We start from the raw sequence: 21,386 nt of genomic DNA on the forward strand, positions 1-21,386 counted from the left end.
CCGTGTGGGGTGTGTGTCGGGGGGTCTGGGATATGTTTAAACGACCCTGGCCCAGGAGGGAGGGGGAAGCCCGGCTGGTCCCCGAGCGAGGGCGCACGGGGACCAGCCGGGCAACCGGCACCAGGGGGCGCCGGTCACCGGGGGAGAAGCCGACCGCGACGACCACCGCGAGCAGCCGAGCCCGAGCACGCCCGCCTACCCCGACCGCAAACCGCGCCGCCGCACCCGAAACCCGAGCGAGCGCACCCGCAAGACGACCACCCGCCTCTCCGACGACGAGAAAGCCGAGATCGCCGCCGCTGCCGCGCAGCGAGGCGTCACCGTCGCACGCTTCCTCGCCACCGCCGGCCTGAGCGCCGCCCGCGGACACGCCGCCGTGCACAGCAACGACCAGCTCGACACCGCCATCGACGAACTCGCCGCCCTACGCACCGCGCTGGCCCGCATCGGCAACAACATCAACCAGATCGCCTACGTCCTCAACAGCGGCGGCCACCCGCGCGCCGGCGAACTCGAACACGCGCTAGGCGCGTTGACCGGACTTCTCGCCCGCGTCGATGACGCGGCGAACGACCTGGTGACCAGGCGGCTGTGATGGTTCCCGACATCGGACGCGGCTCCCGCACCCACGGCCTCCTCGTCTACCTGTACGGCCCCGGACGACGCGAGGAGCACACCGACGCTCATCTCGTCGGCTCCTGGGACGGCTTCGCCCCCGACCCCGGCCGCGACACCAGCCTCGACCCCGACCCGAAGATCACCTTCGCCCGGCTCACCGCCGCCTTGGACCTGCGGGTCAAGCAGGCCGGCGACCGCGCGCCCGTCAAGCACGTCTGGCACTGCTCGGTCCGCACCGCCCCCGGGGACCGGCGGCTGGACGACGAGGAGTGGAACGCCGTCGCCCAGCGCATCGTCCACGCCACCGGCATCGCCCCGGCCGGAGACCCCGACGGCTGTCGGTGGATCGCCGTCCGCCACGCGGAGGACCACATCCACATCGTCGCCACCCTCGTACGCGGCGACCTGCGCAACCCGCGCCTGAACTACGACTTCAACAAGGCCCAAGCCGAATGCCGCCGCATCGAGAAGGAGATGGGCCTGCGCCGCCTCAACGCAGGCGACGGAACCGCAGCGAAGAACCCCACCAGCGCCGAGAAGTTCAAGGCCGAGCGCACCGGCCGCCCGGAGACCTCCCGCGAGACGCTCCGAGAGGCCGTCCGTCGAGCCGTGGCGGGAGCGGATTCGGAGGAGGAGTTCTTCACTCGGCTCCAAGAGGCGGGAGTACGGGTGAAACTACGGCACGCACCATCCGGCGACGCGCTCGGCTACAACGTTGCCCTGCCCGGCGACCGCAACCGCCACGGCGAGCCGATCTGGTACCCCGGCTCCAAAATGGCCCCCGACCTCTCCCTTCCGAAGATCCGCCTACGCCTCACCGACGGGGCCGCCGAGCCGAGCGCGCCCGCGGTCGCCGCTGACCGGACGAACTGGTCACCGCCCGCCCGTCAACGACGCAACGCCACCGTCATAGCCGAGCGCTCGGCTACGCTCCTGGCATGCGACGAGGACGGCGAGGCCGCCGCCCAGCTCGTCGGCGTCGGAGAACTCCTCGACGCGGTGGCCCAGACCTCACCGGCCACCACCCGCGCCGAGTTGGCCGCCGCAGCTCGCGCGTTCGAACGGGCGACCCGCAGCCACGTCCGCGCCGAACGCGCCGACATCCGGGCCCTCCGCTCAGCCGCCCGGGGCATCATCCAGGTCGGCGGCGCGCTCGGCCGAGGCGAGGACGGCGGCACCACCGCCATGCTCCTCTCCACCCTCGTCCTCGTCACTCTCGCCGCCGCCCACTGGCACTCCGCCCGCGGACACGCCCAGCAGGCCCACGCCTCCCGACAAGCCGCCAAACACTTGCGCACCGCCTACCGGCAGGCCGCCGCCACCCCGATGCGCATGCTGCACGACCAAGGTCGGGCCCTTCCAGAAGCGCAGCGCCGCACGTACGAAGCCACCCTTCGCGCCGTCCTACCGGAGGAGGTCGTACGGTCAGGGGGCATGGAAGCGAGGACCGACGCCTTGCTCGCCACCCTCGCCCAGGCCGAGCGGGCGGGCCACGACTCCGAAGCCCTCCTACGCCAAGCCATCGACATACGCGAACTCGACACCGCCGAGGACGTGAACGACGTCCTGGTCTGGCGCCTGCGGCGCATCGCCCAGCTCCCGGCACACCCGGGTGACGGTGCCCGTCGTCCGCAGGCCGCCACCCGCCAGGCCATCGCGCCGAGCAGCCGCACCAGTGAACGAAACGCGACGGCGGCCGTACCGCTCGGGACTGCTCAAGACCCCAATCGCCGCTCGCCACGTCGCTGACCACGTCGAACCGGACGTAGACCACCACCGTCCGAGCGGACGCCGCGAAATGTATGGACAGCCGGTTCCACCGGCTGTTACGGATGAAGACAGGACCGACAACCGGGAGATGACGCTCGTGCTCAGAACCACCACCCGCACCACGGAGCCGGCACCCGTCCTGCCCGTTCTGCCCACTGGTACCGACCCCCTGCTGCAGCTCCAGGCCGAGACGCGGTCGGCCGACGGCCCCGGGGCAATTCGCTGCGTCGGCCACTCACGCGAACTCGCTCTCGGCGGCATGCCCGTGATGTGCTCCGCCTGCCGTGCCCGACGCGACTGGCTGCTCATCAACCACGGGCGCAACGTCTGGGTCCGCTGCCGGTGCGGCAACCAGTGGCTCGAGTCCGAGATCAGCCGCGCTGATTTCGACGCCCTGGTCGGCGGCCCGTACGGAACGACCTACCCGAGCGTCGAGGCGGGCTTGGCTGCGCTCGGGTTCGACGGCGTATTCGCCGGCATCTACCTGGAGTAGGCGAGCACCAGGCGGAACGCCGAGGGAGTCACCGGTGATGGGGATTTTGACTATTGCTCCGACCGTCCAAATAGCGCACAGGCCACGGCAGTCTCCACGCAGGTCTTCCCGGCGCGGAAGTCACTGCCAACGAACATCTCCGGAGAGCGCGGCACGCAGTCATAGAACTTACTCATGAACGCGTGCGCCTGCTGCTCGGCGCTCTTGGCCGTGGTCTTGTCGGGCAGAGCGTCGGAGAAATGGGCCTGGATCAGCGTGTGATGCCAGCGATTAGCATCCCCGATGTGCCGGTTGAGGCGTTCTCGTGGAGCGCTGCTGTACCCGATCTTGATGCGGGGTGTGTGTCCTGCGATCTCCAGGACGTAGAGCCGATGCTCACGGTACCCGTGCTCGCGAAGGAAGTCATTGGCGGTTGCGCGGGCGCGGTCCTGGATGCGCAGGGCGAGAACGGGCAGAGGCCCACTGCCAGCCTCCTGCATGAGCCGTCGGGCCAGACTGCGGGGCTTCTTGATGATGACGCTCCGCTGCGACGGTGGAGGAGGGGGGATCGGTGCCAGCATGCAGAGATTCTCGCCCAACGAACCTCTGCAGTATGTCGGTTCGCCGGAACTGCATGCGAAAGGACCTACTCGTCACCCGTAGACGCCCGCTTGGTCGTCGCTTAGTCATCGTTCGGCAGGTACCACCCGTGCTCGCGATGCCTGGGCTCTGGTGGGTTCGGGTTCTCGCGGTCGTAAGCCTCGTTTGCGCGGCGAATCATCTCTGCGTCGTAGCGGTGCAGCTCGTCGTGCAGTTTGTCCGCTTCGTTGACATCCCCAGCGGATACGTAACGCTCTCGCAGCGCCTCGCGTTCGTCTGCAAGTTCCGCGTCGGACAGTGGTCGGAGGCTACCGAGTCCACGCGCGATGGAGTTGAAGATGCCCATGCATTGATGTTGTCACGCTGGGGCTACCGCCGCGCTGCTATCCGCCAATACCACCTCGCGGCTGCTGAGATCACCCCGTCGAAAGGTCCCATTCACAGTTCTTGACCGTTGCTCCGCGAGCACCAAGGCTGGGTCTGGATCGGCGCTGGGTCGTGGCGGGGGCGATTGCCTGGGGGCATGGCCGCCGATGGCTACCAGCCCGACCGCTGGGACGTGATCGGTGCCCTGGCGTGCCTCGCGGGGATGACCGTGATCATGTACGCGGACCGTAGCCTCTGGTCGTCGGCCATGGTGTCCTCCTTCGTCGGGTCGAGCGTACGGAACGAACGGGTGGACGCACGACGAGGCCGCCCCTGCCTGAGCGGCGTGGGGCGGCCTTCGGCGGTCCTCGGTCAGACTCCGGAGAGCCGGTTGGAGAGTTCGAGGGCGTCGGTCGCGAATGAGAGGGCGGCGCACAGGCCGGTCACCTCGTACAGGGTCGGACGGACCAGGCGCGGCCAGTCGTCCGTGGCGGCGGGCCAGGAACCGAGGAGTACCTCGGCCGTGGTCAGCCCCAGGTACGCCGTGACGTCCCAGCCGCTGCGCGAGGCGGGCTCCCAGCGCAGCCGGATGCGCCCGAGGGGAAGTTGGGGGGACTTGGCGGCGAGCCAGGTAATGTCGAGGGGGCCGTCGGGGCGGGTGGAGATGCGCTGGAGAAGCGCGCTGTGCACGCCGCCCGGCATGGGGCGCATGGCGACATCGTGCAGCGCGAGACGAGGTGCGGGGCGCGAGAGCGACGAGATGGAAGCCTCCGTGGCGGTAGGGACGATCAAGCCCAGGTGAGGGCATCGCGCGCCCCCATCGGGAGGTAGTCCTCCTGACCGTCATCCGCGATGTACGCCGTGCCGTCGCGGACGACGACCTCGGCTCCGACGAAGTGGGCGAAGGGGAAGTCGGGGTTGATGGCGAGACGGACAGGCAGGTTGGGGTCGAGTTCCTGGAGCTGGCGGAGCAGGTGGCCGACGGTCAGATACTGAGGCAAGAGAAACTCCGAGAGCAGTGGGGGACAGGGCCGGAACCAGCGCGGTGCACGGGGCGGGCCGTCGTCGGCCTGCCCCGTGGTCTGGCGGTCAGCGCGAGGAGTGGGTGACGAGGGCGGCGAGAAATCCGGCGACAGCCTCGGAAGGGGTGTGGACGCCGAACTCCTGGACCCATACCTCGCCGTCGGCGGGCAGCACCTGGACGCGCCAGACGATCTCGCGCGCCCAGGCGGAGGGGTCTTCGGGGAGCCAGCCGACGTAGACGCCGCCGTCCGGGCTGGTCGCGTGGACGTTGGCCTCCGGGGTCTCGGCGATCGTCCAGCCGAGAGCGTCCAGGAGGTCGAGCACCGGAGCGGCGCAGTGGTCGGAGGAGAGCCATTGGCGGTCTTCCACGGCGGGGCGGACGACGGCGGGCAGGAGGGTGGCAGAGGCGTTCACGGTTGGACGGTCCCTTCGTTGACCTGCGGTTTCCCGCTACCAGTACGTTGGCATGCGGCATGCCGAAGTGCGTAGTCGTTTCCCCGGGGATGCCGTCTGCCGTGGGCGAACTGGAGACCACCAGCGAGCGGTCGGCGGGACGGGAATGGATCGGCGACCGCGGTTGTCGTACCTGGGTTGCGGTGAGGGACCGCACGTCGGTGAAGGGGAGCAGGGGATGGCCGAAGCGGGCAGACACTGGGACGGCGCCGGACTGGAACGCAAGATCCGCGCCGCCGGACGGCCCTGGACCGTGGGCGACATCGCGATGGTCGCCGACGGTCAGTGGGGAGTCGGTGCACAGCCCGACCGGTGGCCGGACGAGGCGACGGTGGAGCGCCGGGTCGCCGAAGGCCGGCGCGTGGAGCTGACAGTGGAAGAACTGGCCCGCGCGGTGGGCCCCCGGGCCGAAGAGGGCCACCGCGACGAGAATCGGACCTAGGCGTTCAACGTCGGGGGCCCGTGGTGTGCGCTGACGGCCCTACGACCGCCGCCGGAGAGGACGGTTCGGGCACGGCCCCCGGGGCGTGCCGCGTCTGCCCGGAGCGGGCGACAGCGGCCTGAGCCAGCCGAACCGCCGTTGCCTCGACCTCGGGTGCGGCGGCCTCCCGAGCCTCCACCACGCGCCGGATCGCCTGGAGGTACGCACGGCTCTCCGCGTGGGCGACGCGGAGCTTGACCGCCGTTTCGGTGATCCGGTCGAGTTCGTAGAAGTCCGGTACGTACCCGGGCCGGGTCAGGGCGTGAAGACGGTCCTGGTGGACGGTTACCGTGCTGTCCGTGATGGCCAGGGCCGTTCGGGTGTGCATGGCGCAGCGTAGGAGCGGGTCCTCGCTGGGGCGGCGGACCCCTAGTAGGGCTTGGTCAGGTTCGTATGGGTGTGGGTATGTCGCGGTGGCAGGTGGGGCAGGCGCCGGTCCAGAGGGCGAGGAGTGTCTGTAGCTCTCGGACGACCTGGTAGAGGCTCAGGCCGGTGCCGCGTCTTTTGGGGCGCGGGCCAGTCGTTGCAGGGTGCAGAAGGCGTGCGCGACGGAGACGAGGGTGACGTGGTGGTGCCAGCCGTTCCAGGTCCGGCCCTCGAAGTGAGCAAGGCCCAGGGCCTGTTTCATCTCCCGGTAGTCGTGCTCGATGCGCCAGCGGAGTTTGGCGAGGCGGACGAGTGTGGTCAAGGGCATGCCGGGGGGCAGGTCGGACAGCCAGTACTGCACCGGCTCACTCTCACCGGCAGGCCATTCGGCCAGCAGCCAGCACATGGGCAGTTCCGGTCCGTCGACGCTCTGGCGGACCTCGCGTCCAGCCGGCCGGATGCGCAGGGCCACGAAGCGGGAGTACATCCGTTTGCGGCCCGAGCGGCCTGTGCCGGGGCGGGAGCCCTCCCGCCACTGCACCGGCCGGGCCGCCTTCCGGCCCGCCGCGATGACCATCTCCTTCACCGAGCGAGGCTTGTCGGGATACTTCGCCACCGGTGGACGTCCGGTCCCCGAGTAGGGCTCGGCCGCCGGCGCCGCTTCGGCGGGCTGGGCCGACAGCGTGGCGGAGATCCCGACCACATAGTTCAGGCCGCGCTCCTGCAGTCCGTGCCGGAAGGCGGCGGCGTCGCCGTATCCGGCGTCCGCGACGGCCAGCGGCACCTCGAGCCCCCAGGAACGGGTCTCATCGAGCATGTCCAGTGCCAGCTGCCACTTCTCCACATGCCCGACATCATCCGGGATGCCGCAGGCGGTGCGGCGGGCGATCTTGTCCGCATCGGCCTTCGGCGAGGCGGGATCCCAGCTCTGGGGCAGGAACAGCCGCCAGTTGACCGCCGCCGAGGCATGATCGGACGCGAGGTGGAGCGAAACACCGACCTGGCAGTTGGTGACTTTTCCCGCGGTGCCGGTGTACTGCCGCGACACACAGGCCGAGGCCGTCCCGTCCTTGAGGAAGCCGGTGTCGTCGAAGACCAGGGCGTCCGGCCCGATCGCCTCTTCCATCCGCCAGGCGAGCTGGGCCCGGACGTGTGCCGGGTCCCAGGGGCTGGTGGTGATGAAGTTGGCCAGTGCCTGACGATTGCCGTCCTCCCCGAGCCGGGCGGCCATCGGCTCGACCGACTTACGCTGCCCGTCAGCCAGCAGCCCTCTCAGATAGACCTGCCCCCACCGGCGCTGATCCTTGCGCGCAAACGGCTCGAACACCTCCGCCGCGAACGCCTCCAACTCACCACGCACCACAGCAATCTCGTCCGGAGTCACACCCCCTCAACGACACACCAGGCCCCCAGGACACGCACAACCACAACCGACCTGACCAAGCCCTACTAGGACCTCAAGTGCTTCGATGGGCTGGCCCCAGGCGTTCTCGATCATGGCCGTGGCCTGGTCGAGCATGGTGGTGGGCATGGTGGAACTCCTGTTGGGCGGGGACGGTGGCGATTGGAGTGCGGCTTGGGGTGGGAGTCAGCGTCCGCGCCGGGGCGTCGGCGAGCTGGTCGGCAGCCGGGCAGAGGTCGCGGGTGCGGGGTGTCCCGTCTGTTTCTGCGCCGCCCCCGTGGAGCGGTTCTGCGCGGCCATCACCCGGAGGTCGGCTGCTGTGCGTGGTGCCCGCGCGGCGCGGTGTACGGCTTGGGTGACCGCGGTGCGGCGTACGGCCAGTGGAGTCGGAGCGCGCCGGACCTGAGCCTCGGCGATCGGCGTGGCCGAAGCGACAGGGGTCATGGTGACCAAGTGCTGCATCCGCCGGTCGACTTGGTGGCGCTCGCGGACCACCGGGGTCGACTTCGCCATCACAGCGGCGGTTGCGGCGATCAGATGCGACGGGGTGCGGGCCGTGAACGTCGCTTCGGCACGAGTGCCCCAGCCCGGCGGGCCAGCCCACAGCTCGACGGTCGTGCGGTCGGAGCCGTAGCCGCGCCGATCGATGAGGATGCCCGCTTGGTCGTTAGGAGCGATGATCTCGACGGTGCCGAGTTCAGCAGCTCCGTCAAGGTTCCAGCCGGCATCGGTCAGCGGCCGGACGGTGTCCCTCCAGGGGACGGTTGGCCCTGTCAGGAAGCGGCCGGGGGTGTCGGAGGCGATGGCTTCGTCGTAGTCCTGGACCAGTGCGGCGGTGAGGCCGGCGACCATCTCGGCCGGGGTGACGTGGTTGAACGTCGCCGTCCAGCGAGGCGCCGAGAAGGCGTCCTCGGCTGCGCTGATCTTCCACAGTTCGAAGTCGTCGCCGAACCAGCCGATCCGAATCCGTTGGTCGGGAGAGGTCACGAGGAGCTGGCAGGGGCCCTCATCGAGGTACTGATGGGGCCAGTGGGCGACGGGCGCGAAGCCAGCCTCGCCGGTCCCGTTGGAACCAGCCAGATACATGGGGCTGACCAGTACCTCTTGGTACCGGGTCGGGTCATCAGGGTCGTACATGGTCGAGTCTCCGGAAGCGAAGGAGGAGAACGGATCCGCGTATGCAGCGGCGGGAGCCGCCGGAGCGCACGCGGATTCCGTAGTGGCGGCGAGTGGCCTCTCGTTCTCACCCCCGTCACCGGCCCCGGCCCGGTGCCGACTGAGCGGTCACGGCCGCCGGCACCCGCGGTTGCGGCTGCGGCGCGTGGCTGAACATGACGTTCGACGCGGCGGCGCTCCGTCGTAGGGCCGCCGCGGTCCGGGCGCTGTTGGCTCCCGCCCCCAGCGGAATGCCGACGTGGGTGCGCGTGGCTGCCGCTGCCGGAAGCGGTGCCGCTGTTCCACCTCGCAGCGAGAGGGGCTGGCTCCAGTGCTCGACACTCGCGTAGACGGCCCCCAACGCGTGGCCGGCATCGGTGAGTACGTACGGGTCTCCGTGCCGGGAGCCCGTCCGCGTGACCAGGCCATCGGCCTGAAGCCGGACAAGTCGCTGCCGTGCGAGGCCGTAGTCCAGACCGGCCGCCTCGGCGATGTGAACGAACCGCATCTGGCCGCCCGAGTCGAGGGCCTGAATCACGGCAGTTGAGTGCCGAAGATGCAAGCGGCGCAGCGCGTCCTCGACACGCTCGGCTTCGGCCATCGGTTCCTGTGTCAGGTGGGTGCGGGACCAGTCCGAGACCGTACGGAGGACGGGGGCCAGAGACGTGCCGAGCGCGCTGAGTCGGTACGGCGCGCCCCGCCGGTCGTCCTCGCGGTTCACCAGTCCGTCGGCGTGCATCGTGGCCAGTCGTTTGCCGACGAACTGCTCGCTGACGAAGGGGAGCTGCGCAGCAACGTCGCGGACGCGCATGGGGCCGTTCACCTGGGCCAGGGTCATCGCGGTCCAGGTGGTCCACTTGGGCCCGATCCGGGCGAGAGCCTCCTCGACGCGTTGGGCGTCGATGGAGGCGATGGAGAAGGTGGGAGGCAGGCCGGGGGTAGCCATGGTGGGGTCCTTGTCGGGATGAGGTCAGCGTGAGCGGGGGGTCGCGAGGGAGGTCCTGGCGACGGGCGCGGCGGCCGGGTCGGCGAGCGTGCCTGACGTGGTCTGCGTGGTGGTGCGGCCGAGGGCGGCGGACACCCGGGAGGTCGTCGCGCGACCATCACGCAGGGCGGCTTCACCCTGCGAAGTGAGCGAGAGGAGCTGGCCGGGCCGATACACGCTCTCGGTGATGTCCTGATGCAGTAGCCCGTCGGCGACCAGCCGCTGCACGGTCTGCGGGAAGACCGCCGGGTCCTGCCACTGGGCCTTCTCCCGCGAGATGTACGGGTCCTCGCCGATCGCGTTGCGGCGAAAGCGAACGCCTCCGGCCGCAACCGCTTCGAGGGCTACCAGCCCGCGCTCCCCTGCGACGGCCCAGTCGTCGTCCCGGTGGGGCCTCGTCTTCTGGCCCTGCCCGTGGCTCTTGTTGCTCGTGTGTTGAGCAGGCTCGGGCGAGGAACGAAGCCGGCGGTAGGCGGACAGGGACTCGACGAGCTGGCTGTATGCCCGGTCCTGCTGGGCCAGAACGTCTCCGAGTTCGGGGAGGGCGGTCCGCAGCAGTGCGTACGACACCTGGGCGCGGCCGACTTCACCGCGGCCGATGCCTTCGAGTAGCTGCTGAGCGCGCTGGACCGCGTCGAGCACGCTCTCGTGTCGCTCGTCCAACGCTGCTGCGGCTTCGATGACGCGTGTAGCGGCCTGGTGCAGCGGCTCCTCCGGAGCATGCGCGAGGGCGGGCACGCTGATATCCCCGACACCGAGCACTTCGACGACGAGGTAGGGCCCAGGGTGGGTGTCTGCGTCGTACGGGTTCACTCCGTAGCCTCCATCCGGGCGAGCAGGGAGCGGACCAGAGCGGGCAGGCTCCCGGGGTCGTTGCCGAGCCGAGGGCGGTCGCTTGCTTCGCGGAGGAGAATGGCGTCGTCGAGCAGACCGCTGGAGATCTCCATGCAGGCGTCGGTGATCCGGGCGGCGGCGAGCAGCGACTGGGAGAGGACCTCGACGTAGTCGTCCGGCGCGAGGCCGGCGGCCTCGGCTGCGTTGCGGACCGACTCCAGCTCAAGCGCGCTGAAGCCGAAGTCGAACTCGTCGTCGCGCCCGGTACCACCGGAAGTAGCGGCGATCGGGGCGCTGGGCTCTGCGGGGATGCCCACGCGGGTGCAGATCTCGTCGACCGAGGCGGTCAGCTCGGCGAACGACTCGGTGAGCCACCCCAACGCGGAGGCGTAGGAGGCCAGAGCGAACAGGCCCGCCGGCGTGGTGAGGCGTGGCTCGGCGGTCACGAAGTCCTCGAACTGGTTGTTCAGCTCGGTGATCACGCGGGGCCCGGCGGCCAGCGGACCCAAGACGGGATGCAGGTAGGAGCGGGCGGCGGGCGGCGGGTATTTGGCGGCAGGGATGGCGGTGACGTTCTGAGCGGCCTCGGTGAGGAGATCCGCCAGCTCTGAACGGGTCAGCGCAGTAGGGTTGTTGGTCATCGCTGGGCGGCATTTCGAGGAGCAGCGGCTGAGGGCGGCGCTGGTGGCGGGGCAGTCGCGGGGCCCGTTGTCGGCCGTTCGGTGGTGAGCGTCGAGCGGGACCGGGCGGCCTGCACGCGGGCCTCCGTGGCGGAGTCGGGGCCGACCTCTTGTCGGGGGCCGGTCCGCAGGTGGGCCGTGCGGTAGACCGCGTATTCCTTCCGGCTGCCAGCCGCCACAAGGTAGATCTCGCGCTTGTGGGTCGAGGTCGGTGGCGCTTGGCGGAACTGGATGACCAGCCGGTAAGAGACTTCCGGGTCGACGTACACCTTGTGGAAGCCGACAAGGCGGCCCTTCAACGGCAAGCAGTCGTCGCTTCCGTGGACCAGGTTCTGCAGCTCCAGCAAGGCCAAATCGTGCATCTCGGCCGGGAGTTCCCGCAGGTCGGCGATGGCGTCAGGGTGCGCGGCGAAGGCGAAGCGGGCGCGGCTCACAGCAGCCTGCCCTGGGCCGGGCGCTGAATAGGTACCGCCGCTGTCGCGCGGGGCGCGTCGAGACCGGTCTGCGGTGTCGGAGAGGTACCGGCTGACCGGGAGAGGGTAACGCGGGACCTGACGACAGCACCGATGTGGTCGCTGTACTCCGGAGACTCGGGCAGTGGTTCGCTGCGCTCGTCCAGCCAGGCCCGGGCGACGCCGACGTCGGCGAAGGCGCCCTCACGCATCGTGTACTTGCCGGCGTCGTGGTCCCACTCCTCGTGGAAGAGACGAACCGGCGCCTGGGCGGCGCGGGAGTCGCGGACGAGCGTCCACGACTCGCTGGTGTCGTCGCCGGAGGTGTAGGTGTCGAGAACCTCGCAGCGCGCGCCCGGCCTCTGGGTCTGCGGGTCCACCTGGACGGTGAGATCGTCGACCGGCGAGAGGCCGTCGAGGTCGAAGTCGAGAATGTCGTTCACGCCGCCATCTCCGCCTGCTCGGGCGCCGGGGTGGCCAGCACCCGGTGATTGGGGCGAGTTGCGCTGGTCGTGCAGGCCGCGAACGGTCCGTCGGGCGCACGTAGGTGCGCCAGGGTTTGGTCCAGGTGGTCGCGGTGCCAGGTCGAGGGGCCGGACAGGCCGGCCTCCGTGTCGGTGAACTGCTGCCAGGCGAGCCAGAGTGCGTGGAGCCGGGCGACGGCCTCGGGGTGTTCGTGCCAGTGCGCGCACCAGGGACGGCTCGTGCTGATCTCCCGGCCGTACACCGGCAGGAAGAGGTAGTTCACCCAGTCGCTGAGAGCAGCGAGTTCGACGGCATACTCCTTGCCACCCAGGGCGAGGATGAACACCGAGGCGGGGCCGTCGGGCTTCTTCCCGTCAGCCGCCTCGGCTTCCGGAGCACCGTCCGGCGGCTGGATGGCGCCGGGGTCGGGCTCGGAGCCGAGGCGGTCGAGGATGACGCCGTGCTGCCTGACCTCGGCCATGGTCTTGGCGAGGGTGCTGGCGAGATCGTCGAGGTCTGCGTCGGGGACGCGGTACGGCTCGGGGCCGGGGGAGGTCGGGCTGGTGTCGGCCATGGGGGTGTGCTCCATCTGTGAGACGGCGACATGCCCGAGAGGATCCGGAGAATCAGCGGTTTGGTGCGGCCGGAAAATCGCGGTAGTGGAGCGCTATCGGTCGGCGCAGTGGGGACAGCGGGGGAAGCGTGGCGCCAGCAACTGCAAGGCGTGCGAAGCCTGTTGTGGGACGACGCCGTTGCCGAGCGCGGTGAGCTGCGCTGGACGGCCGAGCCCCGGAGTCGCGGTGACCCAGCCCGCGTCGAGGCCCTGCATCCACTCCACGAAGTCCGCGCGGAGCCGACCGGCCGCGTCCGTGGGGGCCGGGGCCGGGCGGGTGAGGCTCTCCCATCGGGTGATGGCGGATCCGTACGCTCCCCATCGCCGGTCCGCGTCCCCGCCTCCGGCGTCTCCTCCGCCCAGAGGGGCAGGACCACCGCCGACAAGGGAGGCCGCCATCCCTTCCCGGGGCGGAGGCCCGGGGTGCCCGTGTCGCTCGCCCTCGGTGTCGGCAACAACGACGCAGCCGCGCTGGGCAGGGTCATGTCGCCATTGCCGTGCCGCTGGTTCGGCGAGCCCTTGATTCCGTCCGACGCCTTCGGGGTCGGCAGCAGCAGCCACTCGACCTCGTCGGCCAGGTTCGGACCGTGGCCCCCGCTCTTCCGCTTCGATGGATGCTGGCTGCCGCCGTTCTTCCCGATGTTGCTGGTCGGCATCTTCAGCAGGGTGCCCGGCGGGCCATGCGACGAAGTTATCTGGACGATTCGCCTGATTCAGCGACTGTGCACGCTGTGCGGTGTGCGTAGGGTTCCGACCGTGCGAGTGGTGAAGGTGCCCGATGCTGTGGCCGGTCAGCCGCAGGTGCGGCTGGTGGACGCGGCTGGTGAGCCAGTGGCTGAAGTCGGCGAGTTCTTGCGGTTGTTGACGGTGCGTGCGCACTCCACGAACACCGTCCGTGCGTACGCGTACGACCTGCTGAAGCTGTACCTGTTCTGCGAGGAACACGGGATCACAGCTGGTGAGTTCACACCGGCGCGGGCGGTGGAGTTCCTGGAGTGGCTGCGGCTGGTGTCGTCGTCGCGGCGCGCGCGGCGCCTGGAACTCGGTGTCGCGACCGGCGAGGGGCGGTTGCTGTCGCCGAAGACGTGCAATCGGGTGCTCGCCGCGGTGTCGTCGTTCTACGAGTTCCTCATCGTCAGCGAGCAGTACGCCGGCCGGGACAACCCGATCGTCAAGAACGTCGACCAGGCCGCGGCCCGAGTGCCGGACCGCTACAGGCCGCCGCTCATGAACGCTCGCCGGCAGCAGCCGGTGCGCCGGGTGTTGCGGGTCAAGACAGTGGAGCCGGTGCCGCGGCCGATGCCCGACGACGTCTACCGGGCCCTGCTCGATGAGCTGCGTACTCGCCGCGACCTGGCGCTGCTGGAGGTGATGTGGGAGGGCGGGCTGCGCCCAGGGGAAGTGCTTGGACTGCAACTGGAGGACATCTCCTACGGTCAGCGCCGGGTGACGGTCCGCAAACGGGACGATCATCCGCGCGGAGTGCGGCAGAAGTCGCGCCGCGACCGTGTGGTCGATCTGTGGGAGGGGCGGGCGCTGGCGGCGCTGAACGCCTACGTGATGCGCGAGCGTCCGGCCGACGTGGACACACCGTGGGTGTTTCTGGTCGGAGGCCGGGGCAAGCGTCGGGGCGAGCCGCTGGGCTACGACGCGCTGGTGCGGATGTTCGCCCGGGCCGCCCAGCGGGCCGGGGTGCGGGACGCGTGGCTGACCCCGCACAGCCTTCGGCACACCCACGCCACCAGGATGTTCGAGGGCGGTATGCGGGAGCTGACGCTGATGACCCGGCTCGGCCACGCGACGCCCGACTCGATGAAGGTCTACACCCGGGTAAGCGATCCCGAGGTCGTCAAGGACTACCGCCGGGCGATCGGAGAACGGGACACGTGAACGCGAACGCACCTCTGCGGGCGGCATCATCACCGGACACCCCCGCACGCTGGGCTCCCCGGCACTGCCCGGAGGCGGAGTACGCGGCCTTCGTTGCCTCGTTGCCGATGAGCGACCAGTGGCGGCGCAAGCACGCCCAGTTCCACCTGCGCTTCCGCCAGACCTACCCGGACCTGCACACCTGGTTCATGCAGCCTCTGCGGGTCCGGCTGGGCTGGCGCAACGGCGAGGGCCAGAACCGGCGCCTGGCCCCGAGCCCGGCTTCGACGCGACCGCGGGATGGATCAACTTCAACGCCCGCCACTACCTGACCTACCTCGCTCTCACCGGCCGGCTGCGGATGGACTGGGGCTGGCTGCTGGGGATCGGCGTGCTCAAGCCGTTCCACGTCGCCGATCAGCTCGGGCTGCCGCTGCGGGAACACAGCGAGCGGCTGCGCGAGAGCCTGCTGGCGCTCGGCCACGTCCGCGACGATGAGGGATTCCGGGTTCCCTTGGGCCTGATCCGGCTGGCCCTGCACCGCGGCGATGCGGACCTGAACACGCTCACCGGTGACGACGTCGAGGAGATGCGGCACGCCATCCGCCACTGCGAACGCATCCCCGGCCTGCTCCAGGTCGTCGGCGCAGACCACTGCCCCACCCTCAAGCTGGCCTGGGCGACCAACGCCTTCCGCACCGGCCTTGCGCTGTTCCACACCGGCATCACGGACCGGCCGCCCCTGCGGGAGGAGACGACCCCGCCGCCGCGGCTGTGCTCCAAACCGCGGATCGACGCCGTCTTCGAACGCTTCCTCGTCGAACGTGCTTTGGTGCTGCGGCCGGAGAGCATGTCCAGCACCCGAGCGGGCTGCGCCGCTTCGGCCTGTGGCTGGACACCGAGCGCCCGCACATCGACAGCCTCGACCAGCTGGACCGCGCCGACCTGGTCGCGTTCATGGAGTCGGTCCACCGGCTGCGCAAGATCAAGCATCCCGACGAGCCGCTCAGCCGGGCCTACCGGGCCGGCATCATCTCGACCGTCGCCGTGTTCTTCCGCCATGCCGCCGTCGCCGAATGGGACGACGTCCCGGCCCGCCCTCTGATCACACACTCCGACATGCCCCGCGTCGTCGAGCGCGTCCCCCGCTTCATCCCCGAAGACCAGCTCGCGCCGGTCATGGACCGCGTCCGGCAACTGGACTGCCCGTTGCAGCGGTGCGCGCTGCTGGTCGCCCGGTGGAGTGGCGCACGCCGCACCGAGATCCGCAAACTCCACCTCGACTGCCTCGACGCCTACCCGGACGGCACCCCACGGCTGCGGCTCGCGGCCGGCAAGGCCCTCAAGGAACGCACCGTCCCGCTCCACGAGGAAGCAGCCGATGCCATCCGCGCGCTGGTCGCACTGCGGCAGACCCAGCACGACCGCGGCATCCACGACCCCGATCTCGGACGCCCGGTGCGCTACCTGTTCCTTCGCAACGGCCGCCTCGCGGGTCCCGACTACCTCTTCGCCAACCCGCTCCGCTCCATCTGCCAGGAGCTCGGCATCCTCAACGGCGTCGGCAAACCAGCGATCCACCCGCACCGTTTCCGGCACACCCTGGGCACCCAACTCGCGGAGAAAGGCGCCCGGATGCAGACCATCATGAAGGTCCTTGGCCACAAGAGCCCCGGCATGTCGATGACCTACACGCACATCTCCGACCCCACGGTCCTGGCCGACTACCAGGCCGTGCTCAAGCCCGGCGCGGTCATCGCCGGGCCGCTCGCCGACACTCTGCGCTCCGGGCAGCTGGACCAGGACGCGCTGGACTGGCTCAAGACCAACTTCTACAAGACCGAGCTCGAACTCGGCCGCTGCCTGCGCCTGCCCCAGGAAGGTCCCTGCGAGTGCGACCTCTACCTGAGCTGCGCGAAGTTCATCACCACACCTCAGTACGCACCCCGGCTGCGCGAACGCCTCTGCGTCGAACGGCAACTGATCGCCGATGCCCAGGACCGAGGCTGGGATCGCGAGATCGAACGCCACCAGCGGGTCGCCGACCGCATCACGAGCCTCCTCGACGACCTCGGCGCATCCCACGACGAGCCGGCCGGCTGAGTCGCCGGCCCAGCCAGATCGCTGGTCGAACAGCCTCGTCCGCGACAGGATGCCGCCATGCACCATGCTGACGAAGAATCCGAGCTGCTCAAGCTGATCCGCCGCTACGTCACACCCGACCGGCGGTACCTCAAACTCGGTGGCAGCCTTCTCGGCATGAGCGGGCGCGAACGCGCCAAGTTCACGCGGAAGCTGGGCAAGGCCGCCAGTGAGATCAGCCCCCGCGAACTGGGCGTCCTGCTCGACGGAGGATGGCGCGAGCGCAAGACGGCAGCCTGGCTCATTGCCGTTACCGGCAGGACCGAGTTCCGCGAACGACTCGGCGAACTCCTGCTCGCCAGCGAAGGACCCTACGCGGGGCAGGCCTACTGCGTCGCCCTCGCCACCTTCGGCACCCCTGCCGACGCCGACCTCTTGGTCGCTTACCTCGACCGCTACCTGCGCCGCCCCGACCTCTACTACGACCAGACAGCCGCCCTCGGAGCGCTCCTGTTGCTCGACACCCGGCTCGGTGCCGGCCAGGCGGCCCGGTTCCTCACCCCGGACGGCCTCTGGCAGCAGTGGATCGATGGACCGCCCAGCAAGGACCGCGACGCCCCCGACAGCTACCGCGAGTTCATCGGCCAGCTCTGTGTTGTCGCTGATGACAGCGCCAGACACTGCACGGCAAGGAGATGACGACCCCCACTCGGCAGGGTGACACCCGATCGAAGGAGGCCACCGCCACAGAACCCAAAACTGTCCAGATAAGCGAGGAAGGTCCGCTCGCGGCGGTGCGGGGCCCCGACGTCGGAGGCACGAAGCACGAGCCACTTCGCGTCGTACCCGAGGTCGGCCAGGGATCCGAGTACGGCACCGAGTGCCCGCAGAGCAGGCTGACCTGCGGTGTCTCCCAGACACCACGGGCAGGGTTCCACGTCGCCAGGGGAACCGGCGGGGGAGGTGAGGAGGCCGCGCACATTCTCGAGCACAACCAGGCAGGGTCGAAGGGCTGCGACCGCACGGGCGACGTGCAGCCAGAGCCCGGAGCGGGTGTGGGCGTTGAGTCCGGCCCGGCGGCCGGCGACCGAGACGTCTTTGACAGGGGAAGCCGGCCGTCAGGACGCACACCCGGGGGACGGTGGACCAGTCGACGGCGCTGATATCGCCCAAGTTCGGGATGCCGGGCCAGTGGCGGGCCAGGATGCGTGAGGCGTTCGGGTCGACTTCGGCGTGCCAGGCCAGCGTGCCGCCGAGCGCGGACTGCACGCCCAGGTCGAGGCCGCCGTACCCCGAGCAGAGAGACCCGATCAACGGGGTGGCGAGGCTCGGGGCCGTGACGCGTAGGTCCGGCGCGGCTGCGGAGATGGGGTAGATCAAGGCGAGTTAAGGGGCAGAAGAGGCTGGTGGCGAGGGGGCCTCACGGGTGGCCGCGCGAGGGTGGTCGGGCTGCTGACAGCGTGGGGAGATGGCTGGCCGGGGCTGGGGGTGACGCGCCTGGGCGGGGTGTGCTGCGGGCGCGGGCGGCCTTCACTCGGTCGGGCGGCGGCTCGGCCGCCGACGGAGCGGATGCGGTGGTCTTCGGAGCCGGACTGCTGTTCGCGGTGGCCCAGCGGGCACGTACCTCGTCGAGCGGACCGAGTTCGTGCAGGGCGTGGTTGATCAGCCGGCCGGGCCCCAGAACCTCGTCCTGGGCCAGGGTCCGGATGGCTCGCGCGGAAGCGGCGGCAGTGCGGGTGACGGAGGAGCGCATCACCCGCTGGCCGAACCAGTCGGAGCTGCCGGGGACCATTCCTTCGCAGACGGCGGTCAGCTGCTCGCTCGACACAGTGCCGTCGGCCAGCAGACCGCGGCGCTGGGCCTCCCAGAGCAGGGTGATCCGGTCGATGGGTTCGCCTCGGTGGTGCAGCGCGCCCAGGCACCGGTAGAGCTGCCCGTGGGTCGGGTCGGCGAAGTCTCCCGGCCGCAGCCAGGCCACCACCTCGCCCATGGCCCCCGGCTGTTCGGCGAGGACGGCTAGGAGGAACCGCTCGTCCTCGGCGACTTGGCCGCTCTGCACCGGAGGCGGGATGTCCGTGGCGGCCGAGGGCCCAGCGGTGGGTGGGACCGGTCGAGGGTCGGTTCCCCAGCGTCGTGCAAGGTCGGTGAGTACGCCGGTCAGGACGTCGGCCGTGCGCAAGGCTCCCTCGACCTCGCCCTGGACGGCGTCGGCCCGAGCTGCCTGGTGGAGACGGATCGCGTGCTGGGCGACGGTGCGGTGAATCGCCCCCTCCAGCACCATGCGTCCGTACACGGGGGCGTGCTCTGTTCGGGGACACGCCTGGATCAGGGTGTGGGCGTACGCCGCGGTCAGCCCGCGCACGTGCTGTCCGGCCTCCTCGACCGCGTCGGTCACCCACGACAGCGGCAACGGACCATCGGCCGAGAACGCGGGATGCCCGTCGTCGCGCAGCTTGCGGAGCGCGGCGAACAGTGCCTGGTGGACGGGCCGATAGAAGTGGTCCGCAGCGAGCCATTCCAGGTGCGTCAGCTGCTCGGGGTCGAGGAGTGCGGCACCGAGGACCGCCTGCTCGGCACTCATCAGCGGGTTCACCGCAGGCCTCCGGGATCAACGCAGGACGCCGCTTCCTGCCGGATGAGGAGGTTGGCGACTGCCTGGTCGGCAGCGGCCATCGACAGCGCGAAGTCGTCCAGGACGGCGGTGAAGGCGGGATCGGAGGCGGGAACCGAGCCTGCCCCGCCGTCAAGCCACCACCGGCCACCGCGCAGGACGACCGGAGCGTGGGCCAACCGCCCCTGCTGTGGTGTGGGCGCGCTCATGCCGACAGTCCAAGATCGTCCTGGCCGATGCTCTTCGCGAGGGCACGCTCGGTGATGGCCTTCGTGGCCCGGGCGGAGGCGGGGCCGACCACCTTGGCAGAGGGCTCCTTGTACCAGGGTTTGAGGTTGAGCATGGCGACCCGGATGCCGGTGGCCAGCAGCAGCACCTTGCCCTTGGGCAGGGCGCGGATGGCGTCCGGCGGAAGGATCCGCTCCGTGCGCATGCTCACCGACGTGGACTTGCCGCCCTCGCTGGTCGACACGGAGGTGGTCTGGACGTCGTGATCGCCGACCTGACGGCTGAGCCGGTCGGCGAAGTCCGCGTCATCGATGCCAGACCCGATGATCTTGATGGTGGCGGCGGAGTACAGGGCGTCCATACCGGCCTCGCCCCAGCACCGCTGGCCCTGACGGTAGGACTGCAGGATCGTCATCGGGATGACGCCTCGGCTGCCCAGGTGGCTGTAGAGATCAGGGAGGTCCGAGATGCGGCAGACGTTCGCCGCCTCGTCGAGGACGCACAGCGCGGGCGGGTCGAGTCGCCCGCCGGAGCGCTCGGCCACGATCACGGCCGCGCGCATCACGGCGTCGGCCGCCGCCGCGATGATCGCGGACGCACTGCCGCCGCCGTCCTTGCTCAGCAGGTACAAGGTGTCGCGGGACGTGGCGAAGGCAAACGGCTGGAACTCGGGAAGGTCGTCGTTCGGGGTGACCCAGGCGGCGACGTCCGGGTCGAGCAGGCAGCTCGCGTACTGCCTCGCCGTCTCATAGATGCCGTCGCGGGTTTCGGTCGCGCCGGAGACGGTGCCCTGGAGCTGGGCGGCGACCGCATGGTGGCCGGCGTCGGTGAGCAGGTCCACCGGGGTGCGGTCGGCCGGCATCGCGAGCCAGGCCAGGACGTCGGTGATCGGCCGCCGGTGGGACGCGGCGGCGAGGAAGAGGGCACCGAGGGTGTTGCTCGCGGCGGTGGACCAGAAGTCGGAGCCGCTGGACTCGTCCACGCTCGCGGTCACGAAGTGCCCCGCCAACCTCTTAGCCCCGGCGAGATCCCGGGCGTCAGCGAGGATGTCCCACCACATCTCGCGCGGGTGGTGGGCGATCTGCTGCGGATCGAGGGTCCAGACCGTGCCGACCTCGGCACGGGCGTCCACCGTGGTGGTGAAGGCGTCGTTCGCGGCTTTGTTACTGGTGAGCAGGACCGGGCCCGGTGCCGAGAGGATCGCGGGGATCGCCAGCCCGGACGTCTTGCCGGAACGCGGAGCCATGATCGCGACGATCACGTCCTCCCAGGACGCGCGGACCTCCGCACGACCGGGATCGAGGGTGCCGAGCAGGATGCCGCGGTCAGCGGGCAGGACCTCTTTTACTCTCCCGGCCGCCCAGGCTCGGGCGCAGGCTCTTCGCCTTGGCGACGATCTCCTTGTCCAGCAGCGGCGCCAGGTCCGCCTTCCGAGCGAGGCCGGACTTGGACCCGGCACGCCAGCGCATCCACAGCACCGCAGCGGTGACGACCAAGGCAACGGTGAACAGGGCGGGGACGACGCGGGCACCGACCAGCAGCGCGGTCGTGTCCAGGGCCGGCCACAGCACCTCCGGGTGCAGCAGCGCGTCCGTGACGCGGAAGGGGGCCCATATCCCGCTCCCGGCAAAGGTGTTGGTGAGATTTCCGGTCAGCCAGGCCAGGGAGCCGAAGGCCATGGCGGCGCCGAGGATGCCGAACAGGAGGTAGAGGAGCGCGTCCGACCCGGTGGTAGTCGAGGGCGCGTTGGTGCGTGGGGAAGGCACGGCGGTTCCTTGGGTGTGCGAGCGGGCGGGGCGGGGCGCGCTCGGCTCTCGTGCAGCTCATGTCGGAGGCTCCTGAGGGTGCGAAGCGGACCGTG

At 70.2% G+C, this 21,386-nt stretch carries 26 protein-coding genes and 3 pseudogenes; 10 read left to right on the forward strand and 19 right to left on the reverse strand.

Annotated elements, in window-relative coordinates; all coding sequences use genetic code 11:
• Positions 1 to 46: 46 nt before the first annotated feature.
• From ACFXOA_RS30355 to ACFXOA_RS30365, 3 genes are all read left to right on the forward strand, one after another.
• The gene (locus ACFXOA_RS30355; protein WP_385035123.1) at positions 47 to 595 is read left to right on the forward strand and encodes a plasmid mobilization protein; all 549 of its coding nucleotides are present in this window, start codon (positions 47 to 49) and stop codon (positions 593 to 595) included.
• A complete protein-coding gene (locus ACFXOA_RS30360; RefSeq protein WP_385035065.1) occupies positions 595 to 2,367 on the forward strand; it encodes a relaxase/mobilization nuclease domain-containing protein in 1,773 nt (590 codons plus the stop codon). Before ACFXOA_RS30355 ends, ACFXOA_RS30360 begins: the two co-directional genes overlap by 1 nt.
• A gap of 109 nt (positions 2,368 to 2,476) precedes the next feature.
• Complete coding sequence (locus tag ACFXOA_RS30365; protein WP_385035067.1) at positions 2,477 to 2,881, forward strand: hypothetical protein; 405 nt, start codon at positions 2,477 to 2,479, stop codon at positions 2,879 to 2,881.
• Between the two features lie 50 nt (positions 2,882 to 2,931).
• On the opposite strand, the gene ACFXOA_RS30370 is transcribed toward ACFXOA_RS30365, so the two are convergent.
• On the reverse strand, positions 2,932 to 3,441 hold the full coding sequence (locus ACFXOA_RS30370; RefSeq protein WP_385035069.1) for a hypothetical protein: 510 nt from the start codon (positions 3,439 to 3,441) through the stop codon (positions 2,932 to 2,934).
• Positions 3,442 to 3,542: 101 nt separating this feature from the next.
• Positions 3,543 to 3,806 carry a hypothetical protein gene (locus tag ACFXOA_RS30375; RefSeq protein ID WP_385035071.1) on the reverse strand — a complete coding sequence of 88 codons (264 nt, stop codon included), beginning with the start codon at positions 3,804 to 3,806 and terminating at the stop codon, positions 3,543 to 3,545.
• A 111-nt stretch (positions 3,807 to 3,917) separates the two neighbouring features.
• Here ACFXOA_RS30375 and ACFXOA_RS30380 point away from each other — a divergent pair.
• Positions 3,918 to 4,079 (forward strand): annotated as a pseudogene (locus ACFXOA_RS30380) (hypothetical protein); the annotation flags it as partial.
• 119 nt (positions 4,080 to 4,198) lie between these two features.
• Here the strand turns inward: ACFXOA_RS30380 and ACFXOA_RS30385 are convergent.
• The 3 genes from ACFXOA_RS30385 to ACFXOA_RS30395 form a co-directional block, all read right to left on the reverse strand.
• Complete coding sequence (locus ACFXOA_RS30385; protein ID WP_385035073.1) at positions 4,199 to 4,537, reverse strand: esterase; 339 nt, start codon at positions 4,535 to 4,537, stop codon at positions 4,199 to 4,201.
• Between the two features lie 77 nt (positions 4,538 to 4,614).
• Complete coding sequence (locus ACFXOA_RS30390) at positions 4,615 to 4,827, reverse strand: hypothetical protein (protein WP_385035075.1); 213 nt, start codon at positions 4,825 to 4,827, stop codon at positions 4,615 to 4,617.
• Between the two features lie 88 nt (positions 4,828 to 4,915).
• Positions 4,916 to 5,263 (reverse strand): DUF317 domain-containing protein, encoded by a 348-nt coding sequence (locus tag ACFXOA_RS30395; RefSeq protein WP_385035077.1) that lies wholly within the window; start codon positions 5,261 to 5,263, stop codon positions 4,916 to 4,918.
• A 217-nt stretch (positions 5,264 to 5,480) separates the two neighbouring features.
• Here ACFXOA_RS30395 and ACFXOA_RS30400 point away from each other — a divergent pair, with 217 nt between their 5' ends.
• Positions 5,481 to 5,744, forward strand: a complete 264-nt coding sequence (locus ACFXOA_RS30400) for a hypothetical protein (protein ID WP_385035079.1) — start codon at positions 5,481 to 5,483, stop codon at positions 5,742 to 5,744.
• Between the two features lie 4 nt (positions 5,745 to 5,748).
• On the opposite strand, the gene ACFXOA_RS30405 is transcribed toward ACFXOA_RS30400, so the two are convergent.
• The 9 genes from ACFXOA_RS30405 to ACFXOA_RS30445 all read right to left on the reverse strand — a co-directional run bounded on the left by ACFXOA_RS30405 (position 5,749) and on the right by ACFXOA_RS30445 (position 12,696).
• Complete coding sequence (locus ACFXOA_RS30405; protein WP_385035081.1) at positions 5,749 to 6,111, reverse strand: hypothetical protein; 363 nt, start codon at positions 6,109 to 6,111, stop codon at positions 5,749 to 5,751.
• A gap of 156 nt (positions 6,112 to 6,267) precedes the next feature.
• Positions 6,268 to 7,533, reverse strand: coding sequence for an IS701 family transposase (locus ACFXOA_RS30410; RefSeq protein ID WP_385035083.1), 1,266 nt, complete (start codon positions 7,531 to 7,533; stop codon positions 6,268 to 6,270).
• A 204-nt stretch (positions 7,534 to 7,737) separates the two neighbouring features.
• Positions 7,738 to 8,688: a DUF317 domain-containing protein gene (locus ACFXOA_RS30415; RefSeq protein ID WP_385035085.1), complete on the reverse strand. Its 951-nt coding sequence runs from the start codon at positions 8,686 to 8,688 to the stop codon at positions 7,738 to 7,740.
• 115 nt (positions 8,689 to 8,803) lie between these two features.
• On the reverse strand, positions 8,804 to 9,652 hold the full coding sequence (locus tag ACFXOA_RS30420) for a winged helix-turn-helix transcriptional regulator (RefSeq protein ID WP_385035087.1): 849 nt from the start codon (positions 9,650 to 9,652) through the stop codon (positions 8,804 to 8,806).
• A 24-nt stretch (positions 9,653 to 9,676) separates the two neighbouring features.
• The gene (locus tag ACFXOA_RS30425; protein WP_385035089.1) at positions 9,677 to 10,504 is read right to left on the reverse strand and encodes a large ATP-binding protein; all 828 of its coding nucleotides are present in this window, start codon (positions 10,502 to 10,504) and stop codon (positions 9,677 to 9,679) included.
• Positions 10,501 to 11,166 (reverse strand): hypothetical protein, encoded by a 666-nt coding sequence (locus ACFXOA_RS30430; RefSeq protein ID WP_385035091.1) that lies wholly within the window; start codon positions 11,164 to 11,166, stop codon positions 10,501 to 10,503. Before ACFXOA_RS30430 ends, ACFXOA_RS30425 begins: the two co-directional genes overlap by 4 nt.
• The gene (locus ACFXOA_RS30435; RefSeq protein ID WP_385035093.1) at positions 11,163 to 11,639 is read right to left on the reverse strand and encodes a hypothetical protein; all 477 of its coding nucleotides are present in this window, start codon (positions 11,637 to 11,639) and stop codon (positions 11,163 to 11,165) included. Before ACFXOA_RS30435 ends, ACFXOA_RS30430 begins: the two co-directional genes overlap by 4 nt.
• A complete protein-coding gene (locus tag ACFXOA_RS30440; RefSeq protein WP_385035095.1) occupies positions 11,636 to 12,100 on the reverse strand; it encodes a hypothetical protein in 465 nt (154 codons plus the stop codon). Before ACFXOA_RS30440 ends, ACFXOA_RS30435 begins: the two co-directional genes overlap by 4 nt.
• Complete coding sequence (locus ACFXOA_RS30445; RefSeq protein ID WP_385035097.1) at positions 12,097 to 12,696, reverse strand: DUF4913 domain-containing protein; 600 nt, start codon at positions 12,694 to 12,696, stop codon at positions 12,097 to 12,099. The genes ACFXOA_RS30440 and ACFXOA_RS30445 overlap by 4 nt, the downstream gene beginning before the upstream one ends.
• A gap of 462 nt (positions 12,697 to 13,158) precedes the next feature.
• Here ACFXOA_RS30445 and ACFXOA_RS30450 point away from each other — a divergent pair, with 462 nt between their 5' ends.
• From ACFXOA_RS30450 to ACFXOA_RS30470, 5 genes are read left to right on the forward strand one after another with little or no spacing between them, the layout of a single operon-like run.
• A complete protein-coding gene (locus ACFXOA_RS30450) occupies positions 13,159 to 14,625 on the forward strand; it encodes a tyrosine-type recombinase/integrase (RefSeq protein WP_385035099.1) in 1,467 nt (488 codons plus the stop codon).
• A complete protein-coding gene (locus ACFXOA_RS30455) occupies positions 14,622 to 14,936 on the forward strand; it encodes a hypothetical protein (protein ID WP_385035101.1) in 315 nt (104 codons plus the stop codon). The genes ACFXOA_RS30450 and ACFXOA_RS30455 overlap by 4 nt, the downstream gene beginning before the upstream one ends.
• 29 nt (positions 14,937 to 14,965) lie before the next feature.
• Positions 14,966 to 15,709 (forward strand): hypothetical protein, encoded by a 744-nt coding sequence (locus ACFXOA_RS30460; RefSeq protein WP_385035103.1) that lies wholly within the window; start codon positions 14,966 to 14,968, stop codon positions 15,707 to 15,709.
• 14 nt (positions 15,710 to 15,723) lie between these two features.
• A complete protein-coding gene (locus tag ACFXOA_RS30465; protein WP_385035124.1) occupies positions 15,724 to 16,707 on the forward strand; it encodes a tyrosine-type recombinase/integrase in 984 nt (327 codons plus the stop codon).
• Between the two features lie 57 nt (positions 16,708 to 16,764).
• Positions 16,765 to 17,385 (forward strand): DUF6000 family protein, encoded by a 621-nt coding sequence (locus ACFXOA_RS30470; protein ID WP_385035105.1) that lies wholly within the window; start codon positions 16,765 to 16,767, stop codon positions 17,383 to 17,385.
• Here the strand turns inward: ACFXOA_RS30470 and ACFXOA_RS30475 are convergent.
• The 5 genes and pseudogenes from ACFXOA_RS30475 to ACFXOA_RS30495 all read right to left on the reverse strand — a co-directional run bounded on the left by ACFXOA_RS30475 (position 17,313) and on the right by ACFXOA_RS30495 (position 21,291).
• Positions 17,313 to 17,723, reverse strand: coding sequence for a DNA cytosine methyltransferase (locus tag ACFXOA_RS30475; RefSeq protein WP_385035126.1), 411 nt, complete (start codon positions 17,721 to 17,723; stop codon positions 17,313 to 17,315). The two genes, ACFXOA_RS30470 and ACFXOA_RS30475, sit on opposite strands and share 73 nt — an antisense overlap.
• A 121-nt stretch (positions 17,724 to 17,844) precedes the next feature.
• Positions 17,845 to 17,955 (reverse strand): annotated as a pseudogene (locus ACFXOA_RS30480) (DNA methyltransferase); the annotation flags it as partial.
• 151 nt (positions 17,956 to 18,106) lie between these two features.
• Positions 18,107 to 19,279, reverse strand: coding sequence for a DnaB-like helicase N-terminal domain-containing protein (locus tag ACFXOA_RS30485; protein ID WP_385035107.1), 1,173 nt, complete (start codon positions 19,277 to 19,279; stop codon positions 18,107 to 18,109).
• Positions 19,276 to 19,506: a hypothetical protein gene (locus tag ACFXOA_RS30490; RefSeq protein WP_385035109.1), complete on the reverse strand. Its 231-nt coding sequence runs from the start codon at positions 19,504 to 19,506 to the stop codon at positions 19,276 to 19,278. Before ACFXOA_RS30490 ends, ACFXOA_RS30485 begins: the two co-directional genes overlap by 4 nt.
• Positions 19,503 to 21,291: pseudogene (locus ACFXOA_RS30495) on the reverse strand (type IV secretory system conjugative DNA transfer family protein). Before ACFXOA_RS30495 ends, ACFXOA_RS30490 begins: the two are co-directional and overlap by 4 nt.
• Positions 21,292 to 21,386 lie beyond the last annotated feature (95 nt).

This window comes from Streptomyces sp. NPDC059166, assembly GCF_042755185.1.
Taxonomy (GTDB): Bacteria; Actinomycetota; Actinomycetes; order Streptomycetales; family Streptomycetaceae; genus Streptomyces.